Source organism: Escherichia sp. 20412-1, assembly GCF_003027595.1.
Taxonomy (GTDB): Bacteria; Pseudomonadota; Gammaproteobacteria; order Enterobacterales; family Enterobacteriaceae; genus Escherichia; species Escherichia marmotae.
Genome location: NZ_PYQM01000014.1, coordinates 48,543 through 64,469, shown reverse-complemented (window position 1 = coordinate 64,469; position 15,927 = coordinate 48,543). Strand labels below are relative to the sequence as shown.

Annotated in this window: 12 protein-coding genes; 8 read left to right on the top strand and 4 right to left on the bottom strand. The window is 49.0% G+C overall.

Annotated elements, in window-relative coordinates; all coding sequences use genetic code 11:
* Window positions 1-313: 313 nt before the first annotated feature.
* Window positions 314-2,746, bottom strand: a complete 2,433-nt coding sequence (gene metL / locus C7B16_RS12015; protein ID WP_107179745.1) for a bifunctional aspartate kinase/homoserine dehydrogenase II — start codon at window positions 2,744-2,746, stop codon at window positions 314-316.
* Window positions 2,747-2,748: 2 nt separating this feature from the next.
* Window positions 2,749-3,909, bottom strand: a complete 1,161-nt coding sequence (metB, locus tag C7B16_RS12010) for a cystathionine gamma-synthase (protein ID WP_038354996.1) — start codon at window positions 3,907-3,909, stop codon at window positions 2,749-2,751.
* A 276-nt stretch (window positions 3,910-4,185) separates the two neighbouring features.
* Here metB and metJ point away from each other — a divergent pair, with 276 nt between their 5' ends.
* Both metJ and C7B16_RS12000 read left to right on the top strand, forming a co-directional pair.
* Window positions 4,186-4,503, top strand: a complete 318-nt coding sequence (gene metJ / locus C7B16_RS12005) for a met regulon transcriptional regulator MetJ (RefSeq protein WP_000852812.1) — start codon at window positions 4,186-4,188, stop codon at window positions 4,501-4,503.
* A 209-nt stretch (window positions 4,504-4,712) separates the two neighbouring features.
* Window positions 4,713-5,321 (top strand): YiiX family permuted papain-like enzyme, encoded by a 609-nt coding sequence (locus C7B16_RS12000; protein ID WP_016249369.1) that lies wholly within the window; start codon window positions 4,713-4,715, stop codon window positions 5,319-5,321.
* A gap of 33 nt (window positions 5,322-5,354) precedes the next feature.
* Here the strand turns inward: C7B16_RS12000 and pgtP are convergent, their stop codons facing one another.
* On the bottom strand, window positions 5,355-6,740 hold the full coding sequence (pgtP, locus tag C7B16_RS11995) for a phosphoglycerate transporter PgtP (protein ID WP_000949936.1): 1,386 nt from the start codon (window positions 6,738-6,740) through the stop codon (window positions 5,355-5,357).
* Between the two features lie 361 nt (window positions 6,741-7,101).
* Here pgtP and C7B16_RS11990 point away from each other — a divergent pair, with 361 nt between their 5' ends.
* The 4 genes from C7B16_RS11990 to pgtA all read left to right on the top strand — a co-directional run bounded on the left by C7B16_RS11990 (window position 7,102) and on the right by pgtA (window position 12,005).
* On the top strand, window positions 7,102-7,368 hold the full coding sequence (locus C7B16_RS11990) for a hypothetical protein (protein WP_000945736.1): 267 nt from the start codon (window positions 7,102-7,104) through the stop codon (window positions 7,366-7,368).
* Window positions 7,369-7,525: 157 nt separating this feature from the next.
* Window positions 7,526-8,758, top strand: a complete 1,233-nt coding sequence (locus C7B16_RS11985; protein WP_010376577.1) for an ABC transporter substrate-binding protein — start codon at window positions 7,526-7,528, stop codon at window positions 8,756-8,758.
* Window positions 8,695-10,722: an ATP-binding protein gene (locus tag C7B16_RS11980; protein WP_258182548.1), complete on the top strand. Its 2,028-nt coding sequence runs from the start codon at window positions 8,695-8,697 to the stop codon at window positions 10,720-10,722. Before C7B16_RS11985 ends, C7B16_RS11980 begins: the two co-directional genes overlap by 64 nt.
* A gap of 2 nt (window positions 10,723-10,724) precedes the next feature.
* Entirely contained in the window at window positions 10,725-12,005 is a 1,281-nt protein-coding gene (pgtA, locus tag C7B16_RS11975; RefSeq protein ID WP_000132598.1) for a two-component system response regulator PgtA, read from the top strand.
* 69 nt (window positions 12,006-12,074) lie between these two features.
* Here the strand turns inward: pgtA and rpmE are convergent, their stop codons facing one another.
* Window positions 12,075-12,287 carry a 50S ribosomal protein L31 gene (gene rpmE, locus C7B16_RS11970; protein WP_000710770.1) on the bottom strand — a complete coding sequence of 71 codons (213 nt, stop codon included), beginning with the start codon at window positions 12,285-12,287 and terminating at the stop codon, window positions 12,075-12,077.
* Between the two features lie 203 nt (window positions 12,288-12,490).
* Here rpmE and priA point away from each other — a divergent pair, with 203 nt between their 5' ends.
* Both priA and cytR read left to right on the top strand, forming a co-directional pair.
* On the top strand, window positions 12,491-14,689 hold the full coding sequence (gene priA, locus C7B16_RS11965; protein ID WP_107179743.1) for a primosomal protein N': 2,199 nt from the start codon (window positions 12,491-12,493) through the stop codon (window positions 14,687-14,689).
* 191 nt (window positions 14,690-14,880) lie between these two features.
* Entirely contained in the window at window positions 14,881-15,873 is a 993-nt protein-coding gene (gene cytR / locus C7B16_RS11960) for a DNA-binding transcriptional regulator CytR (RefSeq protein ID WP_194245949.1), read from the top strand.
* The last annotated feature ends 54 nt before the right edge of the window (window positions 15,874-15,927 follow it).

Sequence of the window (15,927 nt, the reverse complement as noted above, 5' to 3'; positions counted from 1 at the left end):
TTGTGAACATCTATCCGTTTAGACGTCCAGATGTAAAGATGAAGGAAAAGCGGAGGAGCGTCAACCGAAAAATGACCAATGATGGTGAGGAAAAATCAGGAAAGATGAGAAAAATTCAGGATGGTAAGGAAAAGAAAATCCGGAATGCAAGGCAGACCGGATTACAGATGCAGGCTGACAACGTACTTATTGCTTCTTGCCGGATGTAGCGCAAACGCTTCATCCGGCCTATAACCAAATGATAAATCAATATATTTAGTTAGAAACCATAGACACGAAAACATGTGTACCAGGCATTATTAGATTCCTGAAATTACAACAACTGCGCCAGGCGGTTAATATCCGACTGAATCGCCCCGGCGGTGACGTCGCGCCCAGCGCCTGGCCCACGGATCACCAGCGGGTTATCGCGATACCAGCGGCTTTCGATGGCAAAGACGTTATCGCACGGCAGCAGTGATGCCAGCGGATGGTCTTCACGCACCGCTTCTACACCAACACGCGCTTTGCCATTGGCATCGAAACGCGCCACGTAGCGCAGCACCAGCCCCATTTCGCGGGCGGCTTCCAGTCGTTGCACCATCTGCTCATTCAGTTCATCGCCGTTTTCAAAGAAGTGGTCGATGCTGCCGCCTTCACAATGTGCTGGCACCAGCGACTCCACGCGCACCTGGTCCGGTTCAATGTTGTAACCCGCTTCACGCGCCAGAATCACCAGTTTGCGCATCACGTCTTTACCGGAAAGGTCATCACGCGGGTCAGGCTCGGTTAAGCCCTGTTGCCACGCCTGATCCACCAGTTCGGTAAACGGCACGCTGCCGTCGAATTGCAGGAACAGCCAGGAGAGCGTGCCGGAGAAGATCCCGCTGATCGACAAAATAGTGTCGCCGCTGTCGATCAGATCGCGCACAGTGTGGTTGATCGGCAAGCCCGCGCCGACGGTGGCGTTATACAACCAGTGACGTCCGGTCTTTTCGAAAGCGTCGTGGATCTGGCGATACTTGTTGCTGTCGCTGGCTCCCGCCAGTTTGTTGGCGCTGATAACGTGGAAACCGTGACTGGCGAAATCGAGATACTGGTCAGCAAGCTGCTGACTGGCGGTAACGTCCAGCACCACTAAATCATCATACGGATGGGCGCGCATCCACAGGAACAGCGACTCTTCATCCTGCTCGACGGCTTCATCATTGAAGAAGGCTAACGCGCGGCTGGCGTCCAGGCCATCATAGCTCAACAGGCTGCGGCGGCTGTCCACCACGCCTGCCAGCACAAACTCAAATCCGGTACGCGCCGAGAGCGTACTTTGCTCACGAGAGAACAGTTCCAGCCAACGCGAACCGATATTGCCCTTACCGAACAGGACCAGGCCGATGCGTTTTTCCGCGCGGAAGACGGACTGATGCAGTCCCTGAATAAGGCTTTCGGTCGGGCCGGTGCGTAGTACTGCCACCAGACTGATACCGTCATCCGACTGCCAGGTAAATTCGACCGGCTGACCTTTCAGTTGCTGCCAGAAACGGTGGCAATGCAGTGGGTTACGGGTGACACCTGCGCCTACCATCGCTACCAACGCCAGCCCCTGACGCAGACGCAGTTCGCCTGGCAATCCTGCTTCATCGAGAATTTTCAGGGCGCTATCAGCCACTTCGGAGGTGTAGCAAAATTGCAGCAACTGGCGATCGTTATGCACGCCAACTGCCAGCGGACGCACCTGAGCACGTTTCAAAATCTGGTCGATTTCTTTATGTGCCAGTTTGAAATCCTGGCGGGTTGGCACCTGAAACTCAATCAAACAGACATCGTCGTGGCTGGTGACAATTCGCGCACCAGTGCCGGAAGCCAGTACACGTTCAATACGCGTAGAACCTTGATCCGGCGTATAGCTACAGCGCAGTTGCAGGTCGATTTCGCTACCAGAAACGGGCTGTAAGGTACGGGCGTGGAGAACAGGGGCTGCCAGACGCGCCAGTTCGCTGGCTTCATCAAGACGCAGCAATGGCAGCAGACAGGCATCTTTCACTTTGCGCGGGTCGGCGCTGTATACCCCGGCGACATCGCTCCAGATAGTTACGCGGGAAACACCCGCCAGCGCACCGATTTGGGTGGCGGAATAGTCGGAACCGTTACGCCCCAGCAGTACCGTTTCACCGGCGTCGTTACGGCTGATAAACCCGGTCACAACCAGACGTTTGCCCGGATGCTGCACCAGCAATTGTTGCAGCAACGGATAAGACAGGCCTTCATCAACCTGCGGTTGTGCGGCGCGTTCAGCGCGTAAAAATTCACGGGCATCGAGCCAGGCCGCAGGCAGTCCTTGTTGGTTAAGCACCGCGGACATCAAACGCGCCGACCATACTTCACCGTGGCCTACCACTTCCGCATATACTGCGTCGGTGATACCGCTGTCGAGCTGCGCCGCCAGACGTTCCAGATCGCTGACAAAGGCGCTGATGAGGCTATCGGCTTCTTCGGCGGGTAACAGGCCGCTAATCAGATCGCACTGATAACGACGTAGCGTTTGTTGAACCTGATGCGCAGAGAGACGATCGGTCTGGCTTAGTTTCAACCAGTTAATCAACTGGTTAGTGGTGCTACCCGCGGCGGAAACCACCATCATATCGTCGGGCTGAGAGTACTCCGCCATAATGCCCGCAACACGCAAATAACACTTCACATCAGCCAGACTACTGCCACCAAATTTATGCAGTTGACGACCTTTCGCCCCTGCCTGCGCAATCACACTCATTTTTACCCCTTGTTTGCAGCCCGGAAGCCATTTTCCAGGTCGGCAATTAAATCTTCGCCATCTTCAATACCGGTGGAGATACGCAACAGCGTCTCGGAGATCCCGGCGGCAGCACGCGCTTCTGGTGCCATGCCTGCGTGTGTCATGGTTGCGGCGTGAGAGATTAAACTTTCCACTCCCCCTAATGATTCCGCCAGCGTAAATAACGACAGCCCGCCCAGGAAGCGACGCAGCATTTGCTCATCACCATCCAGTTCAAAACTCAACATTGCGCCAAAGCCTTTTTGCTGACGCACGGCAATTTCATGCCCCTGATTTTCCGGCAGCGACGGGTGATAAAGTTTTTTCACCAGCGGTTGGGTTTGCAGATATTTCACAATCGCCTGCGCGTTGCGCTGAGCCAGGTCCATACGCGGAACCAGAGTTCGCAGACCACGCAGCAACAAATAACTGTCAAACGCACCACCCGTCACGCCAATATTGTTTGCCCACCAGGCCAGTTCGGTGACCACATCCGGATCTTTAGCAATCACCACGCCAGCCACTACGTCAGAGTGGCCATTCAGATATTTCGTACATGAATGCAACACCAGATCGGCACCCAATGCCAGCGGATTTTGTAATGCCGGGCTTAAGAAGGTGTTATCCACCACGCTCACCGCCCCAACTTCCCTTGCCAGATGGCAGATTTTCGCAATATCCACGACGCGTAACAATGGATTACTGGGGCTTTCTACCAACACCAGTTTGGGCTTTTCTGCCAGTGCCGCTTGTAATGCCTGCTCATCACCTTGATCAACAAACAGCACGCGATAACAACCACGCTTCGCCAGACTGTCGAACAGACGATAGCTGCCGCCGTAACAATCGTGCGGCGCAACCAACAGATCGCCCGGCTTCAAAAAGACGGTAGTCACCAGATGGATGGCTGACATGCCGGTATTAGTAAGCACCGCGCCAGCGCCACCTTCCAGTTCTGCCAGCGCACGCTGCACGACATCGCGCGTCGGGTTGCCGCGACGCGAGTAATCATGCGCACGCGGTTCATTAAATCCGGTAAAATTATAGGTGCTGGAAAGATGGATCGGTGGGACAACGCAACCATACTGTTCGTCGTCATTTAACCCGCTACGCACTGCGATGGTGGCCTGTTTACGCGTCATGTGATGAAGTTCCCTGGGCTGAATCGGTGAAAAGACAGGCACCAGAGTAAACATTGCGTTAATGGACGTCAATACATCTGGACATCTAAACTTCTTTGCGTATAGATTGAGCAAATCAGAAATTGCCGTTAAAATTACATGCATTATCACGCTGACAGGCGCATTACACGATGTCACGGTAGCGCCTGTACGGTAAACTATGCGGGTTTATGACCAGTAACCTTATTAATTGTACGGTCTGGTCTCAATTTATTGACGAAGAGGATTAAGTATCTCATGGCTGAATGGAGCGGCGAATATATCAGCCCATACGCTGAGCACGGCAAGAAGAGTGAACAAGTCAAAAAGATTACGGTTTCCATTCCTCTTAAGGTGTTAAAAATCCTCACCGATGAGCGCACGCGTCGTCAGGTGAATAACCTGCGTCACGCTACCAACAGCGAACTGCTGTGTGAAGCGTTTCTGCATGCCTTTACCGGGCAACCGCTGCCGGATGATGCCGATCTGCGTAAAGAGCGCAGCGACGAAATCCCGGAAGCGGCAAAAGAGATCATGCGTGAGATGGGGATTAACCCGGAGACGTGGGAATACTAAAGCGGAAAAGAGCGGCGTGGGGAGTGCTGCCAAAGGCAAAATCGCCTGATGCGCTACGCTTATCAGGCCTACGTCATATTGCAATCTATTGAATTTGCACGAACTTGTAGGCCGGATAAGGCGTTCACGCCGCATCCGGCATAAACAACGAGCACGTTGTCAGCGGCTCAGATCTAACCCACCGCCTTTTTATACATGGACGTTTAACGATGAAAATCAGGCTACTCATCCCCAGCCTGCTGGTTTCTGCGCCAGCCTTTGCCTGGCAGCCACAAACCGGCGACATCATCTTTCAGATCTCTCGCTCATCGCAAAGTAAAGCGATCCAACTGGCGACCCATTCCGATTACAGCCATACCGGTATGCTGGTGATACGCAATAAAAAGCCCTACGTCTTTGAAGCCGTCGGCCCGGTGAAATACACCCCGCTGAAGCAGTGGATCGCCCACGGTGAAAAGGGCAAATACATTGTGCGCCGTGTTGAAGGCGGGCTGAATACCGAACAACAGCAAAAACTGGCGCAAGCGACAAAACGTTATCTTGGTAAACCGTATGACTTCAGCTTCTCGTGGAGCGACGATCGCCAGTATTGTTCAGAAGTGGTGTGGAAGGTGTATCAGAACGCGCTGGGAATGAGCGTGGGCGAGCAGCAAAAACTGAAAGAGTTCGATCTTAGCAACCCGCTGGTCCAGGCGAAGCTCAAAGAACGCTACGGCAAAAATATCCCGCTTGAAGAAACGGTGGTTTCACCACAGGCCGTTTTCGATGCGCCACAACTCACTACCGTCGCTAAAGAATGGCCGCTGTTTTCCTGGTAATGGGCCAATCACCTCGTGACTGGCCCCCAAAATCTAATTTTTATTGGTCTGAAGCTCTTGCGAAAACGCAGCCACGTCATTTTGACGCTGTCGTTCCATAGCGACCGCGCCAAAGTGCGTTAGCGTACAGAAAATAATGCAACAGATAACACCAGCAAGCAGAAGATAAAAACCGCCATCCCAACCTACCTGATCGACCATAACACCAAACAAACTTGTACCAAGCGTTGCGCCAAGAATATAACTCATAAAACCACGCAAACCGACTGCGGAACCCACGGCAAAACTGGGGACAATTTCCATTGTCTGCACAGAAGCCAGGAACTGCGGAACATAGATAAGGCAGCCTACGCAAGCAGCAAAAATGGTAATAGAGAGCAGAGAGTCGCTTTTCCAGTAGCCCAGCAGGCAGAAGAAAATCAATACCATACTGATAATCGCGGGTGGCATACGGCGACCATGAAATAATTTATCACTCAACCAGCCAGCAAATAACGTCGTTGGAATAGCCGCCCATTCAAAAATTAAAAATGCCGTGCTCATTTCAGTCTTCGTAAAATGTTTCACGCTTAACAGGTAAATGGGCAACCAACTGATAATTCCGAAACGCACCATATAGACAAAAACATCAACGAAAGAGACGAACCATGCATTCTTGTTTTTTAGCACATAGGTACAAAAAATTTGCCAGGCAGTCATATCTTCTGGCGCACGATCATCTTTTGCTTTAATGCTGACGTCGTCCGGAACAATTTCGCTTAATGGTGGTAAACCTTCACTTACGGGAGAACCTTTACCTGTCATCAGCACGACTATAGCAATGACAACTGATACAATCGCTGGAACAACATACGTTGCTATTTTCCAGTGTTCAGTACCCAATACGGCAAATGCACCACCAACAATCGGAGCAACAATACCGCCCCCCACATTGTGCGAAATATTCCAGACCGCACCGACGATGCCCCGTTCTTTACGAGGGAACCAGTTGGCTATTGTAATAAACGAAGGGCCAACGCCCATCCCTTGAAAGAGGCCATTCAGAATGACAAGTCCCGCAAACATCCAAAAAGCAAAACTAAAACCAAGCGCCACGTTAACGAGGGCGCAAAGAACTAAACCCACAGCCATATAGACTTTAGGATTAGCTTTGTCTGCCAGGCTACTCATTACCCCTTTACTAATACCATAGGCGATTAGCATACAACTGCTAAGTAGCCCTATTTGAGTCGCAGACAGATTAAGATCTTGTTTTAAATAAGGTGTGGAGAGAACAAAGTTATTCCTGACAATATAATACGAAAGATAACCGATAAACACGCTAAATAGCGCCTGCATACGATAACGATTATAGGTATTCTTTATTTCACTTTCAGGAACCTTATGTGTTGCCACTTGAGGTTTCAATAGAGAAAGCATACATCACCTTCCAGTTCATAGAGTTATTTTAAACAGCAATGCTAGTTGCTACTCTCTGATGAGTATTTCAAAAGCCCTTGCTTCATTGGTTTTGAAGATAGTGAAGCAAGAGAGTTTAAGTTACAATACAAGGCAAATGAGTCAAAATTGACTCAAAAATACAAATATCATGTTCCATTTCTTTCCCATTTTCACATCCCAAAATAGAATTCGGCTCTTATTTAAGTCTTAACGGGTTACAACAGCCCCAATATAAAAATAATTCCTTTTATTAATTTTTTCAGTTTTTGATGTCAGTCACATATTTTGTATCTATACACGTGATCATTGAAGATACTTGATTTTACCCTATCGGAGGATCATGCTGCGCAACATGAAAGTTTTCATCACCGCTCAACAACAAGGAGGACTTAAACATTTTCATGATATCCTTCATGACAAGCACATTTGCGCTCGAATTAAAGCCATTCTTCCGGCGCATGAAGGCTGGCGCAAAGAAACAATAGAATCCGGTCATAACCTGAATCCGATAGCGCAAGTGTGGAAATTAATTACCGAGCATACCCATAACAACCGCTATTTCCGCAAGATACACGTGTTCAGAGGTGCAATATTGATCTTTTTTTAACAAACGCTTCCGGATATAGTGACGCTGGCTACATCCAAATTAATGATAATTTCCGATACTGACACAAGTGTCTTGCTGTTCATTGAGTATATTAGCGAACGGATAATGATATGAATTACAGCGTAAGAGTTTTTCTCTCGTTAATAGGATTTTTGACATGATTCGTATTATACAACGAACACTAATCTGTTGGCTTTTATGCGTCAACGTCACCTCAGCACAAGAGCTGGTGATTGCTACAACGCTTTCTTCGGAAGCGACAGAGCACATTATCAGTCAATGGCAAAAGCAACCCCTGGCAACCCAAATCCGAACACTCAACCGAACCAGTGCATCCATTGAGCGCCTGCTTGAAAATCCATTGGGTGAAAATATTGATCTGGTATTGAGTTCATCCCCCATGTTGCTACAGCGATTACAAAGTAAAAACCTGCTCCAGCCATTTAATAATCAGATAGAAACAAGCAGAAAGTTAGTCCCCGACTCTATTCGGTCAACCACCGTTGCAGTTGCAGTATCGGGCTATGGCATCCTGATCAATGTAGCGCATCTGGAAGATAAAAATGAGCCAGTACCTACTTCATGGAAGGAATTAAGCAGGTCACGTTATCAAGGAACCTTATTAATGAGTAGCCCTTCGCGTTCAGATACCACTCATCTGATGATTGAAGATCTCCTGCAACAACAAGGATGGAATAACGGCTGGAGCACACTACTGAAAATAGGCGGCAATCTCGCGACCATTTCATCACGTAGTTTCGGTGTAGCAAATAAGATCAGCACAGGGTTGGGAGACGCTGGTCCGATAATCGACAATTACGCTAACGTACTGCTTAATAATTCAACCTTACGTTTCAGTTATTTCCCAAACTCTCGCGCAGCACCTATGTTTATTGCTATCACAAACGGCAGTGAACATTCACAGGAGGCGGGTCGTTTTATTAATTTCTTATTGAGCCCGGAAGGACAACAAGCATTGAGCGATTCTGACTCAGGAAAATATCCGGTATACCCACTGCCCTCCGGCACTCCTCTCGCGGAGCAACAACTACGATTATTTTCCTCCCCTTCCCTTGATTATCCGTTGATTATGCAACGCCAAAAGCTCGTGCAATTGTTATTTGATAATGCGATTACTTTTCGCCTTACCGAACTTCAAAACACCTGGAAATCATTATATGCCGCAGAACATCGGCTTAAGCGTAAATTGCCAGATGTGCGCGCATTATTAACAGCCGTTCCTGTTACCCCACAACAGGCTATTAATTCCATGTATCTGCAGCAATTCGAACTGCAATCAGGCTTTCGTGAAGCTCAGATCATGGCATGGCAGCAGTTTTTCCTGCATCAACAGCAATTAGTGAACATGCAACTCGAGTCATTAAAGTGAAACAACTACATACTATAGGGACGAGCTTACGCCTCGCCTTTGTTTTTAGTGCCGTTCTTACGCTATTCGTTAGCGTAGTTAGCCTCTATTCGTGGTATGAACAAAATTCTCAGGTTCGCTACGCGCTTGATGATTATTTCCCGCGGATTCAGGCTTCATTTCTTTTTGAAGAAAACCTTACCGCATTGGTAAATGAATTCAATGAGCTACAACAGACAACCAATACCGTTAATCGTCTTCAGGTGAGGGAACAAATTGAACAACGGCTACAAAAAATTAAGGCCATTAATCCCCATCTTGATTCAGTACATCAAAATGCGCTTAACCAACAGGTTGCCAGTAGTCACAGATTGCTTAGCAAGCTCGATAGCGCGGTGAATAACAACAATCAAGAAAAAGGAAAACTCGACGTTATATCCTCAAGAGTTAACTGGTTACATGATGATTTCAATAATGAGCTTAACTCTCTGACTCAGGATTTAAGTTGGCAACAATCGTCGTTGCTCAATCAACTCAGCCAACGAAAAGATCTGCACGAAAATCAGGATTTGCAAAATGCTCAACAAACTATTCAAAAAGAATTACAACTTGTTTTCGAACTTTCACATATAGAAACCCAGATCGTCAGCACACTGAAGGAGATGCTTAACACACATAGTGGAGATATAGATTCGTTAAAACAACATATTCAATACCTGAATTTTTTGAAGCACAGCATTGACGAAAATGTGAGATCGTTATCGTCTTATTCCAGTACCATCACATTACATCAGACGGTTTATTCCTTGTGGGAGCTTGGTACTCAACAAAATTATCTACCCGGAACCCTCGCTGCCTGGCAGCAAGCTCAACAGACCCTCATGAGTACTATCTGGGATAAAGAGCGTGTATTTACGCAAATACGCAACCAATTAGAAACTCAATTAGGAAATAGCCATCAACAACTACAAACATTCAATCTACGATTGGAAAAAATAATGCAAATCAGCGGGCTACTGATTTTGTCGGCTATGGTTACCGCCTTGCTGTTCGTCATTCTGGTAAATTACCTCTACATTCGTCCCAGAATGATCCGCCGGTTTCAGTTACTGAATGATGCCGTCGTCAAGTTAAGCAATGGTGAACTCGATGCTGATATCCCTGTCTCCGGCAACGATGAACTTGGGAGAATTGCCAACCTGCTCCGCCAGACCATTGAACAAATTAATCAACAACAACGTCAACTGGAGCAGGAAATATGCGATCGAATAGCGACTGAAAAAAACCTTCGTACTGCACAAAGTGAATTGATCCAAACCGCAAAACTGGCCGTAGTCGGGCAGACAATGACAACACTGGCGCATGAAATTAATCAACCACTTAATGCATTATCTATGTATCTGTTCAGTGCCAACCGCGCTTTAGAACAACAAGACGTTGGTTTGGTAAAAAATTATATCGTCACTATGCGATCGCTGGTCGAACGCATGGATAACATCGTTAAACGACTGCGCAACTTCGCCCGCCGTCGTGATAGTGAATTAGCTGGCGGCGCAATCAATTTACAGCAGGTAATTTATTCATCCTGGGAACTTCTGGCATTGAAACATCGACCACTGAAAGCCTCTCTTCACTACCCGGATCATTTCCCTGCTGTATATGGCGATGATGTTTTAATTCAACAAGTTTTAGTTAATTTATTTACCAATGCCCTGGAAGCCTGTCTGGAAGAACCGCCCACAATAACCATTAACTTTGAAGAAGAAGCCACCACTGTAACGCTATATATTGCTGACAATGGAAAAGGCTGGCCTGTGCTTCTGGCTGATCGACTATTAACACCTTTTACCACTGACAAAGCTGTAGGTTTGGGTATTGGCCTTTCGATTAGTCATTCTATTATGCGTCAGTGCCAGGGAGAGTTACATATCGCGTCTACTCTCGACCACCATGCGCTGGTTATTCTACGTTTCAGGAAGCTTTAAGCATGACAGACACTCACCCAACAATACTGTTAATTGATGACGATAATGATGTTCTGCAAGCCTACAGCGCTCTCTTACAGCAAGAGGGTTATGTAGTATGTACCTGTAGCAACCCTTCAGAGGCCCTACAATTGCTGCAAAATACCTGGGAAGGCATCGTTGTGTGCGACGTTTGCATGCCAGATATTTCAGGCATTACGCTGCTGGAAAAAATAACGCTGATCGACCCTAATCTTCCTATTCTGATGATCACCGGTCATGGCGATGTTCCTATGGCCGTTGAAGCGGTAAAAAAGGGAGCGTGGGATTTCCTGCAAAAACCGGTCAATCCGGAACAATTTCTATCACTTATCGAAAAAGCACTGGCAGAGCGTGAAGCTTATCTGGAACAAAAAAAATGGCGACACACTCAGTTTAATCGACACTTAATCGGTAACAGCGGCTGGATCCGCCAGACACGCCAACAACTTGAAACGCTGGCAGAAACCGATCTTCCCGTCTGTTTTTACGGCGAACCGGGTACAGGGAGAACATTAGCTGCTCATTATCTTCATCAATTTAGTTCTCGCAAAGAAAGACCTTTAATTGAACGCACACTCAGCGCTAATAGTCAGCAACCGTTGGAAGAATGGGTGAAAGAGGCAGAAGGTGGCACGCTGTTATTAAAAGAACTTGAACATTTAACACAAGAAAATCAGCGTCTCTTGATTCAACTCCAGGAACGCCCACAGGATCGATCGTTTCGTCTGATGGTTGTTAATCAAAGCCCTCTGGCTGAACTGGCCGCCGCACAGAAAATCATTCCCGCATTGTATTTTCTTTTTTCACTCACCCACATTGAATGCCCACCACTAAGCCAACGACCGGGGGATATTGAACCTATTTTTCACCATTATCTGACACTCACCTGTAAACGATTAAATCGCCAACAGCCGTTGCTGGGAAAAACGTTTTATAAACGGCTGATGGCGCGTGCCTGGCCGGGTAATATCATTGAATTGGTGAATGCGGCAGAACTGGTTGCAGTAGGTGTTTTAATGCTGGACGATTCGGTCAATTTGCAGATGATGGAGACTGATCCAGCACCGCTGGATGAACGAGTAGAAAGTTATGAAAGACAAATAATTATTGATGCTCTCAACTTCCACCAGGGTCGTATAAACGACGTTGCAGATTACTTTCAGATACCCAGAAAAAAGCTGTATTTGCGCATGAAAAAATACGGTATCGATAAAATGGATTTTCGCGATGAAAGAAAAGATAAAAAAACACAAACTCAATGAGTTATGTTGCTGATGAAAGTTTTCAGGCACAAAAAAAGCGCCGTGCGGCGCTTTTTCGGAAATCCGGTCTTATTTGCTGCCCGGGATGCTGAAACGCTTGTTGAAGCGATCAACACGGCCACCGGTAGCAACATCACGCTGTTTGCCAGTGAAGAACGGGTGGCACTTGCTGCACACGTCGAGGTTCAGGTCATGACCAACGGTGGAGCGGATTTTCATTACGTTACCGCAAGAGCAGCTAGCAGTAATTTCTTCGTATTTCGGGTGAATATCTTTTTTCATGGGAAAACCTCGGTTTAAGGCCGCGTCGCTCTTCCAGCCCTAACGCCAGACACCACGCGATGTTTAAAGTATAGTTTCAATACGATCATTTCGTATCAAAGGCGCCGAATCATACAGAAATTAACCAGCGTATGCAAACTGATCCGCACTCCTCTACGGCAATGTGTATACTGTTCCACCGAATTTCAAGTCAGGATGATGCTATGCCCGTTGCCCACGTTGCCTTGCCCGTTCCGCTCCCTCGTACCTTTGACTATCTGCTGCCTGAAGGCATGACGGTTAAAGCCGGGTGTCGCGTGCGCGTGCCGTTTGGCAAACAGCAAGAACGCATCGGGATTGTGGTGTCGATTAGCGACGTCAGCGAGTTGCCACTCAACGAACTGAAAGCGGTGGGAGAAGTGCTGGACAGTGAGCCGGTGTTTACTCACTCCGTCTGGCGATTACTGCTATGGGCGGCGGATTACTATCATCATCCGATTGGCGATGTGTTATTTCATGCCTTGCCGATTTTACTGCGCCAGGGGCGACCTGCGGCGAACACGCCAATGTGGTACTGGTTTGCCACCGAGCAGGGCCAGGCGGTGGATATCAACAGCCTGAAACGTTCGCCAAAACAGCAGCAAGCGCTGGCAGCATTGCGGCAAGGGAAAATCTGGCGCGACCAGGTCGCCACTCTCGAATTTAATGATGCCGCACTACAGGCGCTGCGCAAAAAAGGTTTATGTGAACTGGCAAGCGAAACGCCAGAATTTAGCGACTGGCGAACGGACTATGCCGTTTCTGGCGAACGTCTGCGGCTGAATACTGAACAAGCCACCGCCGTTGGCGCAATTCATAGCGCGGCCGATTCTTTTTCTGCCTGGCTGCTGGCGGGCGTCACCGGTTCCGGTAAAACGGAAGTCTATTTAAGCGTGCTGGAAAACGTTCTCAGCCAGGGCAAGCAGGCGCTGGTAATGGTGCCGGAAATCGGCCTGACACCGCAAACTATCGCCCGTTTTCGTGAACGATTTAACGCCCCCGTGGAAGTTCTGCATTCTGGTCTGAACGACAGCGAACGCCTTTCGGCGTGGCTGAAAGCGAAAAATGGCGAAGCAGCGATTGTGATTGGTACGCGTTCCGCACTGTTTACGCCATTTAAAAATCTCGGCGTGATTGTCATCGACGAAGAGCATGACAGTTCCTACAAGCAGCAGGAAGGCTGGCGCTATCATGCCCGCGACCTGGCGGTATATCGCGCGCACAGCGAGCAAATCCCGATCATTCTCGGTTCGGCAACGCCTGCATTGGAAACGCTATGCAACGTGCAACAGAAAAAATATCGCCTGCTGCGCCTGACACGTCGGGCGGGTAATGCGCGTCCGGCAATTCAACACGTGCTGGATTTAAAAGGTCAGAAGGTGCAGGCGGGGCTGGCTCCAGCGTTAATCAGTCGTATGCGCCAGCATTTACAGGCCGACAACCAGGTTATTCTCTTTCTTAATCGCCGTGGTTTTGCGCCTGCGCTGCTGTGCCACGACTGCGGCTGGATTGCCGAATGCCCACGTTGCGATCACTACTACACGCTGCATCAGGCACAGCAACATCTGCGCTGCCACCATTGCGATAGCCAGCGCCCGGTGCCGCGCCAGTGTCCGTCCTGCGGCTCTACGCACCTGATGCCGGTGGGGCTGGGCACTGAGCAGCTTGAACAGACGCTTGCGCCGATGTTCCCTGGTGTAGCCATTTCACGTATCGACCGCGACACCACCAGCCGTAAAGGCGCGCTGGAGCAGCAACTGGCGGAAGTGCATCGCGGTGGCGCGAGGATTTTGATTGGTACGCAAATGCTGGCGAAAGGTCACCACTTTCCGGATGTCACGCTTGTGGCGTTACTGGACGTTGATGGCGCGCTATTTTCTGCCGATTTTCGCTCAGCAGAACGTTTTGCCCAGCTTTACACTCAGGTCGCTGGTCGTGCGGGGCGTGCAGGTAAACAGGGTGAGGTGGTGCTGCAAACACACCATCCGGAACATCCTCTGTTGCAAACGTTGCTCTATAAAGGCTACGACGCCTTTGCCGAACAGGCGCTGGCCGAACGGCGAATGATGCAACTGCCACCGTGGACCAGCCATGTGATTGTGCGCGCAGAAGATCATAATAATCAGCACGCACCGCTGTTCCTGCAGCAGTTGCGCAATCTGATCCTCTCCAGTCCGCTGGCGGATGACAAACTGTGGGTTCTCGGCCCGGTTCCGGCACTGGCACCCAAACGAGGCGGTCGCTGGCGCTGGCAGATCTTGTTGCAACACCCTTCCCGCGTGCGCTTGCAGCACATCATTAATGGCACTCTGGCGCTTATCAACACAATACCGGATTCACGAAAAGTGAAATGGGTGCTGGATGTCGATCCCATTGAAGGCTAAACCGCTCACGATGCGAGGCGGATCGAAAAATTAAATATTCATCACACTTTTCATGAAAATTCTGTAACCGTTTTCACGCACTATCTGCTAAAAATGTTGCCGATATGAAGTAAACATGGATGTAGTACGCCTGACGTGCCAGGCGAGGAGTGAGTGTGAAAGCGAAGAAGAAGCAGGAAACTGCCGCAACCATGAAAGACGTTGCCCTGAAAGCAAAAGTCTCTACAGCGACCGTTTCCCGAGCATTGATGAATCCCGATAAAGTCTCCCTGGCCACTCGTAATCGGGTTGAAAAAGCCGCTCGGGAAGTGGGTTATTTACCACAGCCAATGGGACGTAACGTTAAGCGTAATGAGTCCCGTACAGTTCTGGTAATTGTCCCGGATATCTGTGATCCCTTCTTTAGCGAAATTATTCGCGGTATCGAAATTACGGCGGCAAGTCACGGATATCTGGTGCTGATTGGCGACTGCGCACATCAAAATCAGCAGGAAAAAACCTTTATCGATTTAATCATCACCAAGCAAATTGATGGCATGTTGCTGCTGGGTTCAAGGCTGCCGTTTGATGCCAGCATAGAGGAGCAACGTAATCTGCCGCCTATGGTGATGGCGAACGAATTTGCGCCGGAGCTGGAGCTGCCGACGGTTCATATCGACAACCTGACCGCGGCATTCGATGCGGTAAATTACCTGTATGAACAGGGACATAAACGGATTGGCTGTATTGCTGGTCCAGAAGAGATGCCGCTGTGTCACTATCGCCTGCAAGGCTACGTTCAGGCGCTGCGTCGCTGCGGAATTATGGTTGATCCGCAATATATCGCCCGAGGCGATTTCACCTTCGAAGCCGGAAGTAAGGCCATGCAACAGTTGCTCGACCTTCCGCAGCCGCCTACTGCCGTCTTCTGTCATAGCGATGTGATGGCGCTCGGCGCACTTTCACAGGCCAAACGTCAGGGGCTGAAAATCCCTGACGACCTTTCCATCATCGGTTTTGATAACATCGACCTGACGCAATTCTGTGATCCGCCGCTGACAACCATTGCGCAGCCGCGTTACGAAATCGGTCGGGAAGCTATGCTGTTATTGCTTGATCAAATGCAGGGGCAAACGGTCGGCAGTGGCTCACGTTTAATGGACTGCGAGCTTATTATCCGGGGATCGACGCGCACATTGACTTAAAGTAAACCTTTAAGACTTCCGTGACTGGTCAAAGGCCCGCCGCTTAAGTAACAT

What these genes read in the sequence shown, in the direction of transcription:
- cytR (WP_194245949.1), top strand. Translation starts at nt 14,881, where the DNA reads ATGAAAGACGTTGCCCTGAAAGCAAAAGTCTCTACAGCGACCGTTTCC.
- C7B16_RS12000 (WP_016249369.1), top strand. Translation starts at nt 4,713, where the DNA reads ATGAAAATCAGGCTACTCATCCCCAGCCTGCTGGTTTCTGCGCCAGCC.
- priA (WP_107179743.1), top strand. Translation starts at nt 12,491, where the DNA reads ATGCCCGTTGCCCACGTTGCCTTGCCCGTTCCGCTCCCTCGTACCTTT.
- C7B16_RS11980 (WP_258182548.1), top strand. Translation starts at nt 8,695, where the DNA reads ATGGCAGCAGTTTTTCCTGCATCAACAGCAATTAGTGAACATGCAACT.
- rpmE (WP_000710770.1), bottom strand. Translation starts at nt 12,287, where the DNA reads ATGAAAAAAGATATTCACCCGAAATACGAAGAAATTACTGCTAGCTGC.
- metJ (WP_000852812.1), top strand. Translation starts at nt 4,186, where the DNA reads ATGGCTGAATGGAGCGGCGAATATATCAGCCCATACGCTGAGCACGGC.
- metB (WP_038354996.1), bottom strand. Translation starts at nt 3,909, where the DNA reads ATGACGCGTAAACAGGCCACCATCGCAGTGCGTAGCGGGTTAAATGAC.
- C7B16_RS11990 (WP_000945736.1), top strand. Translation starts at nt 7,102, where the DNA reads ATGCTGCGCAACATGAAAGTTTTCATCACCGCTCAACAACAAGGAGGA.
- pgtP (WP_000949936.1), bottom strand. Translation starts at nt 6,740, where the DNA reads ATGCTTTCTCTATTGAAACCTCAAGTGGCAACACATAAGGTTCCTGAA.
- C7B16_RS11985 (WP_010376577.1), top strand. Translation starts at nt 7,526, where the DNA reads ATGATTCGTATTATACAACGAACACTAATCTGTTGGCTTTTATGCGTC.
- pgtA (WP_000132598.1), top strand. Translation starts at nt 10,725, where the DNA reads ATGACAGACACTCACCCAACAATACTGTTAATTGATGACGATAATGAT.
- metL (WP_107179745.1), bottom strand. Translation starts at nt 2,746, where the DNA reads ATGAGTGTGATTGCGCAGGCAGGGGCGAAAGGTCGTCAACTGCATAAA.